Annotated in this window: 13 protein-coding genes and 1 tRNA gene; 10 read left to right on the forward strand and 4 right to left on the reverse strand. The window is 61.6% G+C overall.

What is annotated here, in order from left to right; all coding sequences use genetic code 11:
* Positions 1–91 precede the first annotated feature (91 nt).
* Positions 92–283, forward strand: a complete 192-nt coding sequence (locus HMI58_RS14520) for an NAD-dependent epimerase/dehydratase family protein (RefSeq protein ID WP_205207771.1) — start codon at positions 92–94, stop codon at positions 281–283.
* Positions 262–678 carry an NAD(P)H-binding protein gene (locus tag HMI58_RS01580; RefSeq protein WP_345890607.1) on the forward strand — a complete coding sequence of 139 codons (417 nt, stop codon included), beginning with the start codon at positions 262–264 and terminating at the stop codon, positions 676–678. Before HMI58_RS14520 ends, HMI58_RS01580 begins: the two co-directional genes overlap by 22 nt.
* Positions 679–731: 53 nt before the next feature.
* On the opposite strand, the gene HMI58_RS01585 is transcribed toward HMI58_RS01580, so the two are convergent.
* Positions 732–814, reverse strand: a tRNA-Leu gene (locus tag HMI58_RS01585).
* Between the two features lie 320 nt (positions 815–1,134).
* Here HMI58_RS01585 and HMI58_RS01590 point away from each other — a divergent pair.
* The 7 genes from HMI58_RS01590 to pknB are packed head-to-tail and all read left to right on the forward strand — an operon-like array spanning position 1,135 to position 10,412.
* Positions 1,135–1,860 (forward strand): DUF3662 and FHA domain-containing protein, encoded by a 726-nt coding sequence (locus tag HMI58_RS01590; RefSeq protein WP_171584886.1) that lies wholly within the window; start codon positions 1,135–1,137, stop codon positions 1,858–1,860.
* Between the two features lie 2 nt (positions 1,861–1,862).
* The gene (locus HMI58_RS01595; RefSeq protein WP_275690913.1) at positions 1,863–2,348 is read left to right on the forward strand and encodes an FHA domain-containing protein; all 486 of its coding nucleotides are present in this window, start codon (positions 1,863–1,865) and stop codon (positions 2,346–2,348) included.
* Positions 2,349–2,362: 14 nt separating this feature from the next.
* The gene (locus HMI58_RS01600) at positions 2,363–3,913 is read left to right on the forward strand and encodes a protein phosphatase 2C domain-containing protein (RefSeq protein WP_225667818.1); all 1,551 of its coding nucleotides are present in this window, start codon (positions 2,363–2,365) and stop codon (positions 3,911–3,913) included.
* Positions 3,910–5,313, forward strand: a complete 1,404-nt coding sequence (locus HMI58_RS01605) for an FtsW/RodA/SpoVE family cell cycle protein (protein WP_171584885.1) — start codon at positions 3,910–3,912, stop codon at positions 5,311–5,313. The genes HMI58_RS01600 and HMI58_RS01605 overlap by 4 nt, the downstream gene beginning before the upstream one ends.
* Complete coding sequence (locus HMI58_RS01610) at positions 5,310–6,752, forward strand: penicillin-binding protein 2 (RefSeq protein ID WP_171584884.1); 1,443 nt, start codon at positions 5,310–5,312, stop codon at positions 6,750–6,752. The genes HMI58_RS01605 and HMI58_RS01610 overlap by 4 nt, the downstream gene beginning before the upstream one ends.
* Positions 6,749–8,512: a protein kinase gene (locus HMI58_RS01615; RefSeq protein ID WP_171617915.1), complete on the forward strand. Its 1,764-nt coding sequence runs from the start codon at positions 6,749–6,751 to the stop codon at positions 8,510–8,512. The genes HMI58_RS01610 and HMI58_RS01615 overlap by 4 nt, the downstream gene beginning before the upstream one ends.
* Positions 8,513–8,552: 40 nt before the next feature.
* Complete coding sequence (gene pknB / locus HMI58_RS01620) at positions 8,553–10,412, forward strand: Stk1 family PASTA domain-containing Ser/Thr kinase (RefSeq protein ID WP_171617916.1); 1,860 nt, start codon at positions 8,553–8,555, stop codon at positions 10,410–10,412.
* Between the two features lie 10 nt (positions 10,413–10,422).
* On the opposite strand, the gene HMI58_RS01625 is transcribed toward pknB, so the two are convergent.
* Entirely contained in the window at positions 10,423–11,067 is a 645-nt protein-coding gene (locus HMI58_RS01625) for a gamma-glutamyl-gamma-aminobutyrate hydrolase family protein (RefSeq protein ID WP_171617917.1), read from the reverse strand.
* A gap of 270 nt (positions 11,068–11,337) precedes the next feature.
* Between HMI58_RS01625 and HMI58_RS01630 the strand changes: the two genes are divergently transcribed.
* Complete coding sequence (locus tag HMI58_RS01630) at positions 11,338–11,583, forward strand: cell division protein CrgA (protein ID WP_171584880.1); 246 nt, start codon at positions 11,338–11,340, stop codon at positions 11,581–11,583.
* A 277-nt stretch (positions 11,584–11,860) separates the two neighbouring features.
* On the opposite strand, the gene HMI58_RS01635 is transcribed toward HMI58_RS01630, so the two are convergent.
* Positions 11,861–12,730: a rhomboid family intramembrane serine protease gene (locus tag HMI58_RS01635; protein WP_171617918.1), complete on the reverse strand. Its 870-nt coding sequence runs from the start codon at positions 12,728–12,730 to the stop codon at positions 11,861–11,863.
* Positions 12,731–12,737: 7 nt separating this feature from the next.
* Complete coding sequence (locus tag HMI58_RS01640) at positions 12,738–13,280, reverse strand: peptidylprolyl isomerase (protein ID WP_171584878.1); 543 nt, start codon at positions 13,278–13,280, stop codon at positions 12,738–12,740.
* Between the last annotated feature and the right edge of the window lie 166 nt (positions 13,281–13,446).

The following is a 13,446-nucleotide window of genomic DNA, read 5'->3' on the forward strand; positions in this document are numbered from 1 at the left end:
CAACCTAAACCTCACCCCCATGTCACATTTTCTCTCGTCGAAACGTCACGTCTATGACGGGACCAACCCGACCACTTGGAGAGGAGCGATCATGTTTGACATCACAAGCGGACCAGTTCTGGTCACCGGAGGCACAGGTACTCTTGGACGCCGGGTGGTCAGGAAACTCTCGGATAGTGGACACCAGGTGCAAACCCTCAGCCGGCGGGTGCTGCCCACTCCGCTGGGGTCACCCACCTGCTCGGCGATACGGTTCGCGGGATCAGCCTGCAGGCAGCCCTGAGCAACGCGCCGGTGGTGATTCACCTAGCCGGTGGCGCCAAGGGTGATGACCTGGCTGCCGGGCACCTTGTCAGCGCTGCCTTGACCACCGACGTCCGTCATCTGATTTTGATCTCGGTGATCGGCGCCGACATCATGCCGATCAACTATTTCAGGGCGAAACTCGCAGCAGAAGAAGCTGTCAAAACGTCGGGTGTTCCGTACACGATCATCCGCGTTGCGCAGGTACAACGTGCACGTGCGCTGAACACTTGGACGGTGCCCGTGAGGCTTCCGGGGGCGGCGGGCCGCGCCTACAGGCGGGGAGACAACCTGGCAGGTCAACCTGTGCAGCGCAGAGGCGAAACCTGGAAAGAGTATCTGGAGAGTGTGTTCCCCCAGGATGTCAACGATTAGGAGCCAGCCGGCGTTTAACGAAAAAGACCCCCGGATAACCGGGGGTCTTACCGTGCGCGAGGGGGGATTTGAACCCCCACACCCTTTCGGATACTGGCACCTGAAGCCAGCGCGTCTGCCGTTCCGCCACTCGCGCGCAACCACTCTGGACTCTTCACAACTACCTTGAAGAGCTCCACGAACAGCAGAAATAAGCATAACGGAGCATCAGTGAAATAACCTAAACGACTGGTCAAAGCTTAGTAGGTGCCGGCTATGTGGAGTGGGACAGTGTCACGGGTAGAAGAATCGTTATCACATAGTTCCCGGCAGAAATCGCCGGTTAAGGCCTTTTCCAGAGGTCCCCAGTAGTATCGAACTGATCATGTCGTACGTTGACCATGCCTTCGCACACAAACTTGGGCTGTGGGTTGGTGGAACGACCAACCAGCCAGTCGAACGGTGAGGAGGCAGCAGATGGGTATTTTGGACAACGTCGAACGCGGGTTGGAAAAGATGGTCCGTGGCGCCTTCTCCACTGGGTCACGGTCCCAGGTACAACCGGTCGAGATCGCCAGCGCACTGCGCCGGGAGCTGGACAACAAATCCATTACCCTCGCTGAGGGGCGCACACTTGCCCCGAATGTGTTCACTGCCCGCCTGTCGGAGTCGGACTTTGCGCTGGCCCAGGAATGGGGCGCCACGCTCGCTGAAGAACTGTGCGACGTCGTGATCAAACACGTCAACAGCCAGGGTTACACCCTGCGTGGCCCAGTCAAGGTGTCCTTTACCCGCGACGTGGAACTGAAGGCCGGCGTGTTTGAAGTGGATTCGGCGACTGAGAAGCAGGCGGGTCCCCGGCGTCCGACCACCCCCAACGCCCCCACCCGTCAACCGACGCGGCTTCAGCCAGTGCTCGACCTCGACGGGCAGCGGTATTCGCTCAACGCCGGATCGATCATTCTGGGCCGCTCGTCGGAAGCCGACATCCTGGTCGACGATACCGGCGTGTCAAGGAAGCACCTCGAGATCCGCACTCACGGTGGAAGCACCCGGGCCGTCGATCTCGGATCGACCAACGGCAGCTTCGTGAATGGGCAGCGCGTCCATGGGGAGGCTGACCTGTCGGATGGGTCGATCATCACCATGGGCCGCACCCGGATGACCTTCCGCCTCATCCCAGTGCCGAATGGTGGCCGTTAGGAATGAGTGACCTGAGTGAACTGACCCTCACGGTGCTGCGGTACGGCTTCCTCGTATTGATCTGGATCCTGGTCATCAGCGTCGTGAGCGCGCTCCGACGAGATCTGGTCGTGGGTAGTCGTAACCGCCTCGGCACGCCCTCGGCACGACAGGTGCGAAAGCACCCGGAGCTGGTCGAGGAAGCACCGCCCCGCACCACCGCGAGGACACTCGTGGTGACGGAGGGTCCGTTGCAGGGAACCACACTTCAACTGGCATCGAGTCCCATCCTGCTCGGCCGCGCCCAGGAGGCCACCCTCGTCCTGGAGGACGACTACGCCTCCGGCCGCCACGCACGCCTCTTCCCCCAGGGGAGCCGGTGGTTCATCGAGGACCTCGGGTCCACCAACGGCACTTTCCTCGCGGGCAGCCAACTGACCCGCGCGTTGCCTGTTGATCTGGGCGTTCCTGTCCGGATCGGTAAGACGGTCATTGAATTGAGGTCATAGCGTTGGCCTACATCATGCGTTTCGCTGCACGCTCAGACGTCGGTATGGTCCGCGCCAAGAATGATGACTCCGCCTATGTCGGAAGATACCTGGCGGTGGTGGCAGACGGCATGGGCGGTCACGCAGGCGGGAACATCGCTTCTGCGTCGACGGTCCTGGACCTGGTTCACCTGGACCGGAAAGACTATGACGAGGGCGAAGCAGCAAATCAGCTCGCTGACGAAATCCAGACCGCCAATTCGCTTCTCTCCGAGTTGGTCAGCGTCAACCCGCAGCTGGCAGGAATGGGAACCACTGTGACAGCCCTGCTGCTCAACGGTGACCGCCTGGAGTTCGCACATATCGGGGATTCACGGGCCTACCGGCTCAAGGATGACGTGTTTGAGCAGATCAGCGTCGATCACACGTTTGTGCAGCGCCTCATCGACGAAGGACGGCTCCGGCCTGAGGAAGCAGACGTTCACCCCCACAAAAACGTGCTGATGCGGGTCCTGGGGGACGTCGACGCAAGTCCTGAACTGGACCTTCAGTCCTTCGAGGTCACGGCGGGTGAGCGATGGCTCCTGTGCTCTGACGGTTTGAACGCCGTGCTCAACGACACCCTGATCGAACGCATCGTTCGTGAAACGGCTGACCTCCAAGACTGTGTCAATACCCTCGTCGAGTTGACCCTCGCCGGCGGTTCCCCCGACAACGTCACGATCGCCGTCGTCGAGATCGCCGAAACCACCCCGGAGGACCTCCGCACCGCCGCGCTCACCACAATCCCACCAGCCAAGGAAGCAGCGGGAGAGAAGGACGATTCCACTCCGCTCGATCCCTCGCCAGGCACCGCCATCCGCGCCGACGTCATCCGTCAGGACCTTTCCACCAGACCCCACATGCTCGTCGGATCAGCGGCCCTAGCCACCGAAACCGGTCAGATTCCGATTGTCACGCAACGCACTACCGAGCGCCGCGCCGCCATGATGCTCACCCACCGTGCCGACAGCGAAGTTCCAGAGGACGACGCCGATGAGTCCTCGGGGATGCGCAAGCGTTGGCTCATCCCTGCCTTCCTGGGCCTGATGTCTCTCATTCTTGTTGCGGTGCTCTGGTTCGGTTACGCCTGGACCCAGACCCGGTATTACGTTGCCGAGTACGAGGACAACGTCGCCATTTTCAATGGCGTGTCGCAGACTATCGGTCCGGTGCGCCTGAGCCACCTCGATCAGGAGACAGACATCCCCGTCTCGAACCTCCCCGAGTACCAGCGCGCCCGGGTGGCGAGTTCACTTCCTGCCACCGACCTTGAGCACGCCCAGCGCATTGTCGAAGATCTCCGCGGTGACCTGCGTGCCGTGGCCTGCCCACCCGAATCACCATCGCCATCCCCGTCGGCCTCGCCTTCATCCTCCGATGACCCATCGGATTCGCCCTCAGCTGACTCATCCCTCGAGCCTTCCGCTTCCCCCACCCGTTCCACGGACCCTTCCGACGAACCAACCCGCAGCACCCCCAGCCCCGAAAGCAGTGCAGAGGCCGCCCAGGGTGATACACAGGACTGCCGAGATGAGACCTCATGAGTGACGTCCTGACCGTTCCCAAGTCCCGGCGCAACATTGAAGCGCTCCTCCTGGTGGTAGCCCTGGGGGTGGCCATCAGCGCAAACCTCATCGTTGGCCTGGACAAGGACAACCCGCTGGACTCGGCATTTTGGACCCAGAGCGGCGTCCTCGCTGGCCTAGCCCTGATCTTCCACCTGGTGTTGCGATTCAGGGCAAAATATGCCGACCCGGTAATACTTCCGATCGTGATCGCCCTGAACGGTATAGGGCTTGCCATGATCTACCGGATCGATTTGGCCAATGACACGACCGTCGCCGAAAGCCAGTTCCTCTGGACATCGGTTGCCATGGCAGCATCGATCGCGGTCCTGCTGGTCTTCAAGAACCACCGGGTTCTCCGCCGGTTTACCTACATCTCACTGATTGCCAGCGCCGTCCTTCTCCTGCTTCCCCTGACGCCTCTGGGCCTGGAGATTAACGGTGCACGCATCTGGATTAATGTTGGTTTCGGAACGTTCCAGCCTGGGGAGATCGCGAAGATTACCCTTGCCATATTCTTCGCCGGTTATCTATCGACCAATAGGGATCTGATCCTGCTGGCCGGGAAGAAAGTCGGCCCGCTGCAATTGCCGCGGTTCAAGGACCTAGCCCCAATGGTTGTCGCATGGCTGGTCAGCATCGGAGTCCTGATCTTCCAACGCGACCTGGGGTCGTCGGTGCTGTTCTTCGGCCTGTTCATGGTGATGATCTACGTGGCCACCAGCCGGTTTAGCTGGATCCTCATTGGTTTGCTGATGATCATTGCCGGCGGGTTCGCCGCGATCCAGTTGTTCAGCCACGTTTCGCTGCGCATCGATAGCTGGATCAACGCCTTCGACCCGGAGGTCTTCAACCGGGAAGCGGGAAGTAGCTTCCAGGTGGTCCAGGGGCTCTTCGGACTGGCCAACGGTGGACTCTTTGGGACAGGTCTCGGTGAGGGGCGGCCCGATCTGGTGATCTACGCCAACAGCGACATGATTATCGCTGCCCTCGGTGAGGAACTCGGCCTGATCGGACTTTTTGGCATCATCATGCTTTTCGTTCTCCTGGTCTCCCGTGGCATCCGCACCGCGCTGGGTACCCGGGACGGCTTTGGCAAACTGTTGGCGTGCGGGCTGTCGTTCACCATCGCTCTTCAGTGCTTCGTCGTGATGGGCGGCGTGACCCGCCTGATACCCCTGACCGGTCTCACCACACCGTTCATGTCAGCGGGCGGCTCATCGCTGCTCGCCAACTGGATTATCGTCGCCATCCTGCTTCTCATCTCTGAATCGGCTCGCCGTCCGGCGGTCACTGGACCGATGAAGGATTCCTTCCCTGACGCCCAGGATTTCCGCACCGGGTCGCTCACCCGCCAGTCCAGGGAGGTCTCCCCATGAACCAGGCAATAAGAAGCGCGTGGCTGGTAGCACTTGCCATGTTCACCCTGGTCCTCGGGTCCCTCACCTTTGTCCAGTTCTTCGAAGCCGAGGCACTGAGCGACAACGACTGGAACAACCGCTCCCTGCTACAGGACTTCGGAAAGAACCGCGGGTCAATCCTGGTGGACGGGCGCGCCATCGCAGAATCCGTCCCTTCCAACGACGAGTTCAACTACCAACGCGTCTACAACGAGCCGAACCTCTACGCGCACCTCACCGGCTTCTATTCGCTGGCCAACGGCGCCACCCATCTGGAAAGCGTGATGGCGGACGAGCTGTCAGGTACCAGCGATGAGCTGTTCTACGACCGTATCGTCCAACTCTTCTCGGGGGCACAGGTCCAGGGGGCCTCGGTCGAACTCACCATCGACCCGGAAATCCAGCAGCTCGCCTGGGACCTGATTCCGGATGGCCAGCAGGGATCAATCGTTGTGATGGAGCCCGCAACAGGCAACATTCTCGCTATGGTGTCCAAACCCTCCTACGACCCGAATCTCCTGGCCGGACACGACACGTCAATTGTGTTGCAGAACCTTGAGGAACTATCCTCCGTTCCCGGGCTCTCCCCTTACTTCAATCCGGCCACCGAATCCCTGGTGGCGCCGGGGTCAGTCTTCAAGCTGGTGGTCGCCGCGGCCGCGCTGGAGTCCGGAGATTTCGACGACGAATCGGTTATCCCCAACCCTGCAGTCCTGGACCTCCCCGGCACCGACGTGGGCCTCCCCAACTTCGTCAACGGTGGATGCGCGTCCCAGACAACCGCCAATCTCGAGTTCGCCCTCGAACAGTCGTGCAACACTCCCTTCGCACAGATCGCGTGGGACCTTGGCGCCGAGGCAGTCCTGGAGCAGGCGCAGGATTTCGGTTTCGGCGAAACCTTCGGTATCCCAGTCCGGGTCGAGGCAAGCCAGTTCCCTGAAGCACCCTCCGAGCCCGAGCTCGCCCAGTCGGCCATCGGCCAGTTCGACGTCCGGGTCACCCCACTCCAAATGGCAATGGTGAATGCGGCAATCGCCAACGACGGGGTCCTGATGAAACCGAACCTGATCAAGGCCCTGCGTGCCCCCGACCTCGAACGGATCAGTGCCCCCGAGCCGGAGGTGATGAGCGAATCGATGAGCGTTGACACTTCCAACCAGCTCACAGACTGGATGGTCAATGTCGTCAACAACGGCACCGCACGGGCTGCCGCAATTCCCGGTGTCGAGGTGGCGGGAAAAACTGGTACGGCCGAAGTGTCGGGGCAGGGAGATAACGCCTGGTTCACCGGGTTCGCTCCTGCTGACAACCCGGAGGTAGTCGTGTCGATCGTGATGCAGAACGTTGACATCGCCACGGGTGGCCAACTAACAAGTCCAAGCGGAAAGCAATTGATTGAGGCGGTGTTGAATAAGTGAGACCTACATCAGGTATCACCTTAGGCGGTCGGTTTAAGCTGACCGACAGGATCGCCATTGGCGGAATGGGCGAGGTCTGGAAGGCAATGGACCAGGTCCTGGGCCGCGAGGTTGCCATAAAGATTCTCAAGGAGGAATATACGGGTGACCCCAACTTCCTTGACCGCTTCCGCGCCGAAGCACGTCACACTGCGCTGCTCAACCACGATGGAATTGCCAATGTCTTCGACTACGGCGAGGAAGGCGGTTCCGCCTACCTCGTGATGGAGCTGGTTCCTGGCCAGCCGCTGTCCACCATCATCGAACGCGAACAGATCCTCTCACCGGACCGCACCCTGTCGATCGTCGGTCAAACGGCGACAGCTTTGTCGGTTGCCCACCGCCAGGGACTGGTGCACCGCGATGTGAAGCCGGGCAACCTGCTCATCCTTCCGGACGGACGGGTCAAGATCACCGACTTCGGTATCGCACGACTGGCAGACCAAGTGCCGCTGACCGCGACCGGGCAGGTGATGGGGACAGCCCAGTACCTTGCTCCTGAGCAGGCCACCGGACAGGCGGCCACCGGATCAAGTGATATCTATGCGCTCGGTGTGATTGGGTACGAACTTCTTGCCGGCCGGCGCCCATTCTCCGGAGAATCGCAGATCGCGATCGCCCTGGCCCAGGTCAACGACGCCCCACCGCCCCTCCCGGAAACCATTCCGCGGCCGGTTCGGGCACTCATTGCCTCCATGCTGGCCAAGGACCCGGCCGACCGTCCAGCCGATGCCGAGCTCCTGGCTCAGGCGGTCGCAGCCATCCGAAGGAACGATATCCGCGCGGCGGAGGCCGCCGTTCCCGGGATGCTGCTCTTCGGTGGCAACACTGGCCCCATCACCGCGCCAGTCCCCGCTCCTGCGACGTCGGCCACCCGGGTGGTCCCGACGTCGACCTCGTCAATGCCCATCGTCGGTGCCGCAGCCGGTGCAGGGGCCGTCGGTGCATCCCGCGAATGGCAGGAAGAGGAGATCGACCGGGGCGAGCCGGCCCAGGAATCCCGTGGACGCAGTCCGTGGCTGATACCTCTGGTACTCCTGTTCCTGCTGGTGGGCCTGGCTGTAGGGCTGTTCTTTCTCTGGCCAGTCCTCACCGGCGCCGACGACGATCCAACCGTCCCCCCGGCAACAACAACTTCCGCCAGTCCCTCCACCAGCGCGTCCGCGACGGAAACCGAATCGGAGACCCCGTCAGAAGAGCCGACCACCGAGCCTGTTGAAACCACTGAGGCCCCGGAAATCGTCATCAGCGCTGTCGAGTTTGTGGGGCGTTCAGTTGATGTAGTGGTTGCGGATCTTCGGTCCCGAGGTCTTGAACCAGTCGTGGAGGAAGAAAATTCTGACACTGTCGAGGAAGGCATTGTGATCACCGTGGCGCCCGTCGGATCTTTGAGGCCCGGCGATAGCGTTACTGTCACTGCATCGATCGGCCCCGAAGCTCCCGAAACCGTGGCGGTACCTCCGCGGTTGGTTGGGGCAACCGAGCAACAGGTGGTCGATGCCCTCACTGAAGCTGGGCTCAGCGGAACACGAACCGGTGAACAGGAGTCCGAGGAGCCAGCGGGAACCGTTCTCAGCGTCGACCCCGGCGAAGGTTCGGAAGTTGAGCCGGGGAGCACGGTCAGTTACGTGGTGTCCTCCGGTCCGCCCGAGGTGACAACGCCTCCGGCGGCGGAGGTACCCACCGCCACCAGCCCCCCACCCACCACCGAAGCGCCGTAGCGCTTCCCTCACACCTTAGATGCAGGCGGAAGGCAACCACGTGACCACTGACAGGGTCCTCAACGGACGTTACGAAGTAGGTGAGCTCATCGGCCGTGGCGGCATGGCTGATGTCCACCTCGGCCGTGACATCCGGTTGGGCCGGTCGGTCGCCATCAAGGTGCTCCGCCGGGACCTGGCCAGAGACCCCCTGTTCCAGTCGCGGTTCCGCCGTGAGGCACAGGCTGTTGCCGCTCTGAACCACCCAACGATCGTTTCGGTCTACGACACCGGCGAGGAAGACATCGTTGGGCGTTCCATTGACGATGTCCGGGTGCCGTTCATCGTGATGGAGTACGTGGCCGGGCGCACCCTTCGTGACCTGATCCGGGCCGGTGAACTCTCCCTCGAGGAGTCGGCTGAACACATGGTGGGGGTCCTGTCAGCGCTGGAATACAGCCACAAGGCGGGAATTGTGCACCGCGACATCAAGCCCGCCAACGTGATGATCACCCCTGAGGGCAACGTCAAAGTGATGGACTTCGGCATCGCCCGGGCCATCGCCGATTCCGCCGCCACGATGACCCAGACCCAGGCAGTGATCGGGACCGCCCAGTACCTCTCACCTGAGCAGGCGAGAGGAGAGACAGTCGACGCGCGCAGTGACCTCTACTCTGCCGGTTGCCTGATGTACGAGCTGTTCACCGCCCGCCCACCCTTCATCGGCGACAGCCCCGTGTCGGTGGCCTACCAGCATGTCCGGGAGGAGCCAAAACCCGCGAGCCAGTTCAATCCGGAGGTGTCGCCGGCGCTGGACGCAGTGTTGAAACGGGCCCTGGAGAAGGACCGCCAGGACCGTTTCCAGGACGCAGTCGCATTCCGCACCGCGCTGCAGGAAGCACGGCGCGGAGTTATCCTTGCCTCCTCCCAGGAGCGCGCAACCGAGGCCTTTTCAACCCTGCCCGCGGCGACTGACGACGAGGGTCCACAGACCCGCGCCATGGCAAAGGTCCTGGCCGGGGGGTCCATGAGCTCTGGGCCCGTCACCGACGAGCAGCCTCCGCTGCCTATGCCGCGAACCTTCGAAGATCCGAACGATGACGACGAGGATCGTCGGCGTGCCACCCGCCGCGCGTGGACCACCACCTTCTTCATCATCGTGGCATTGGTTCTCGCTGGTGGAGCATTTGTGCTGTTCAATCTCCTGAATACCCAACCCGAGGGTCCGGTGCTGCAGGAGGTGCCGACCGTCGAGGGAATGACCCAGGACGAGGCGGCGAATGCCATCTTTGCCGCCGACCTTCGCCCGCAGTTCGAAGAGGATTTCAGCGACACTGTCGATCCGGGATTAGTGATCGATTCCGATCCCGGGGCTGGTGCCGAGATCGAGCCGGGCTCCACGGTCAATGTGACCATCTCCGAAGGTCCCTCCGAGGCGGTGATCCCCGAGGCCATCACCGGAATGACAGAATCATCTGCCCGCGACGCGCTCTCGTCGGCAGATCTCAGCGGGGGAGAAGTCACCGAGGAGAACAGCGCAACGGTCCCCGCCGGCCGGGTGATCTCTACCAGCCCTGCCGTCGGTGAATCAGTACCGGTCGGTTCGGAGGTGGACCTGGTCCTCTCGACGGGGGTGGTGGAAGTACCGCGGGTGATCGAGCTGCCCATCGAGGAGGCAACAGCCCTGCTGGAGGATCCGGTCCGCGGCCTGACCGTCAGGGTTGAGGAAGTGGAGAACGCCGTGGTCGAACCGAATATTGTGACTGACCAGAGCGCCGACCCTGAATCGACCGTCCCACCAGGTACTGAAATAGTTCTGACCGTGGCGGTTGAACCTGCCCCGGAAGAGGAGCCTTCAAGCGACCCTGAACCCACTTCATCAGCCAGTGAAACCCCCTCGGAAGCACCTGAGGAACCCTGAGCGGTTCTGACTACTTGGAGATGAGCGGGCTCAGGGTTGAAGACTTCTCGGCTGCACCGGCCAGCCCCAGGAACTCGAGCCAGTTCCCCAGCATCCGGTAGCCCCCCTCGGTGAGGACGGACTCGGGGTGGAACTGAACGCCGCACAACGGGGCAGTCCGGTGTTCCAGGCCCATGATGATCCCGCTAGCCGTGCGGGCAGTCACCACCAGCTCCGGCGGCACCACCTCGCTCACCGCAGCCAGCGAGTGGTAACGGGTGGCCGTCAGTGGCGACGGCAGGCCGGTGAAGATGCTGCCGGAATCGTGCTCCACAAGCGAGGTCTTGCCGTGCATCAACTCCGGGGCGTGGGTGACCGTCCCCCCAAAGGCTTCAGCGAGGGCCTGGTGCCCTAGACAGACGCCGAGCATGGGCAGGGAGTTCGCACCACACCACTTGATCATGTCGACGCAGATCCCGGCATCAGCCGGCGTTCCGGGGCCTGGGGAGATCAGTACGCCGTCGCGCACTTCGGCGAGAGCAATCGCCTCAGCCAGCGTGACGTCGTCGTTCCTCACCACTGTTGTCTCGGCGCCCAGTTCCTGGAGGTAGCCGACCAGGGTGTAGACAAAACTGTCGTAGTTGTCGATAACCAGAATGCGGGTGGTTTTGGACATAAGGCTCGTGGACTGCCAATCGTTGAACTATCGAAAGCGGTAGGACCGGTGCTCCCAGCATTTACCGTGTTCGCGACGGGTACCTGCCACCGACGATCATGGAGGCTACGGCACCCTGCGACCGGTTCATTGGTTAGAATTAGGCTTCCACCGTGCTGATGACATTGATCCTTTTTTTCAGGATAGCGTGTGTAATCACCGACTGCCGAGCCCTTGTGAGGGTAAACACCATGGCGAAGCTGCTTTGGCTTCACCCATCTAGGAGGACCAGTGCCCGAGTCGAAGTCCCGCAAGAAGCCGACCCAGTCCAAGACCCCCGCCTCCACCGAACCGAAGCCGAACCCGGTTTGGTACAAGCCGGTGATGTTTGGGCTGATGATCCTGGGCCTCCTCTGGATCATTGTCTACTACGTCTCCGAGGCCCGGTTTCCCATCCCCTCGATCGACTCGTGGAATATCCTGATTGGTTTTGGCTTGGCCATTGTCGGGTTCCTGATGACCACCCGGTGGCGCTGACCCTCCGCTAGTGATCGCGCCCGCGGTGGCCATCGGAGAGTGGCCAGCTGGCCTTCTCTCCCACGGCCACGGTGGGCGCTTTTTTATGGGCTCCCAACCCTCAGATGGCTGGCCCCATGCTTCGTACACACGTTGTGCACTAAGTTATCCACAGGTGTGGGTAACTTTGGGGATTTAGCTCTCCATTCCCTTAAGATCCGGGCCCATGCTTATCCACAGCTGTGGAATTACATGTGTGTAAGTTATCCCCGCTGTTGATAAACCCTGTGGACAACGTTCAGCGAAGGGGTAGCTCGACCAGGGTGGCACCAAGGACGGTCAGGGCCACCAGGATGAGAGCAAGTCCTGCCAGACCGCCCCAATGGATCAGCGCCCGGTTGCTTCCCTTCGGGGCGTAGGCGATGATCGCGGCGGCTGCAGCACCGGTCAGGAGCCCTCCGAGGTGGGCCTGCCAGGAGATTCCCGGTACCACGAAGCCGAGGACGCCGTTGATGGCAATCAGAACCACCAGTTGGCGCACATCGCCGCCCCTCCGGCGCTGCACCACCAGCATGGCGCCGAACAGTCCGAACACAGCTCCGGAGGCTCCCACCACCGACTGGAGGGGATTCGAAAGCAGCAGGACGGCTACAGAGCCGCCGAAGGCTGCGAGGAGATAGAGCGCCAGGAACCGGCCACGACCCAACAGGGGCTCGAGAGCCTGGCCCATAATCCACAGTGCGTACATGTTGAAGGCTATGTGCAGCAGGAAACCGGTGGAGTGAAGGAATGCGGCCGTCAGCATCCGCCAGGGCTCGGGGGGAATGAACTCAGAGGTATAGGCAGGCCTGTAAGCCAGTGCCCCGGTCAATCCGGGGATGAGATTCTGCAGCAGGAATAACACCGCGCAGGCGCCAATGATGGAGAAGGTGAGGATGGGTTTCCCCTGCCGGGCCACCCCGCCGAAGATAGTTCGTGGAGTGGGGGCGTTGCGTGCGCTTTCCTTCACGCAATCGACACACTGAATCCCGACGGCAGCCGGCCGCTGGCACTCCGGACACGCTGGCCTGCCACACCGCTGGCAGCGGACGTAGCTGACGCGGTCTGCGTGTCGGGGGCACACGGGGACTTCCTGTTGCGGCTGATCCGCCGGGATTCCGTATGTCATGTGGGCTTTAGAGCTGCTCTACCGTGATCGAGTTGATGACAACATCTTCGAGTGGCTTGTCCCGGGAGTCAGTGGGAATCGCATTGAGCTGCTCCACGAGCGCCTTCGACGCTTCATCGGTGACGTCACCGAAGATGGTGTGCTTGCCCTGCAGCCACGTGGTGGGTACGGAGGTGATGAAGAACTGCGATCCGTTGGTACCGCGACCACCCTGGATTCCCGCGTTGGCCATGGCCAGTTTGTAGGGTGCCGTGAAGTCAAGGTCGGGGTTGATTTCGTCGTCAAACTGGTAGCCTGGTCCGCCAATTCCCTGACCCAATGGGTCGCCACCCTGGATCATGAAGTCCTTGATGACGCGGTGGAAGATGGTGCCGTCGTACAGCGGCTTGGTGGATTCCTCACCGGTCTTGGGGTGAGTCCAGGACTTGTCTCCCGTGGCGAGACCGGTGAAGTTCTGCACGGTCTTCGGGGCGTGATTCCCAAAAAGGTTTACCTTGATATCGCCGAGGTTGGTATGGATAGTTGCCTGTGCTGTTGCAATAGCTGTCATGTCCCCATTCTTTCATGCACCCCCTGGTAAAGAGCTGAGAATGAAGTGTTCCGCGCACAGTGAAAAATAAGCGGGAATCCAGGCAACGAATAGCACGGCATAGCGATAACACGTAGGCTGACAGTCAACAGTCACTATCCCCGGGAGGCAGATGTGAAGAAAAACA

Source organism: Arthrobacter sp. 147(2020), from assembly GCF_013116715.1.
Taxonomy (GTDB): Bacteria; Actinomycetota; Actinomycetes; order Actinomycetales; family Micrococcaceae; genus Arthrobacter_D.

Coding starts and splice junctions, on each gene's coding strand:
- HMI58_RS14520 (WP_205207771.1), top strand. CDS start 92: ATGTTTGACATCACAAGCGGACCAGTTCTGGTCACCGGAGGCACAGGT.
- HMI58_RS01590 (WP_171584886.1), top strand. CDS start 1,135: ATGGGTATTTTGGACAACGTCGAACGCGGGTTGGAAAAGATGGTCCGT.
- HMI58_RS01595 (WP_275690913.1), top strand. CDS start 1,863: ATGAGTGACCTGAGTGAACTGACCCTCACGGTGCTGCGGTACGGCTTC.
- HMI58_RS01600 (WP_225667818.1), top strand. CDS start 2,363: ATGCGTTTCGCTGCACGCTCAGACGTCGGTATGGTCCGCGCCAAGAAT.
- HMI58_RS01605 (WP_171584885.1), top strand. CDS start 3,910: ATGAGTGACGTCCTGACCGTTCCCAAGTCCCGGCGCAACATTGAAGCG.
- HMI58_RS01610 (WP_171584884.1), top strand. CDS start 5,310: ATGAACCAGGCAATAAGAAGCGCGTGGCTGGTAGCACTTGCCATGTTC.
- HMI58_RS01625 (WP_171617917.1), bottom strand. CDS start 11,067: ATGTCCAAAACCACCCGCATTCTGGTTATCGACAACTACGACAGTTTT.
- HMI58_RS01635 (WP_171617918.1), bottom strand. CDS start 12,730: ATGACATACGGAATCCCGGCGGATCAGCCGCAACAGGAAGTCCCCGTG.
- HMI58_RS01640 (WP_171584878.1), bottom strand. CDS start 13,280: ATGACAGCTATTGCAACAGCACAGGCAACTATCCATACCAACCTCGGC.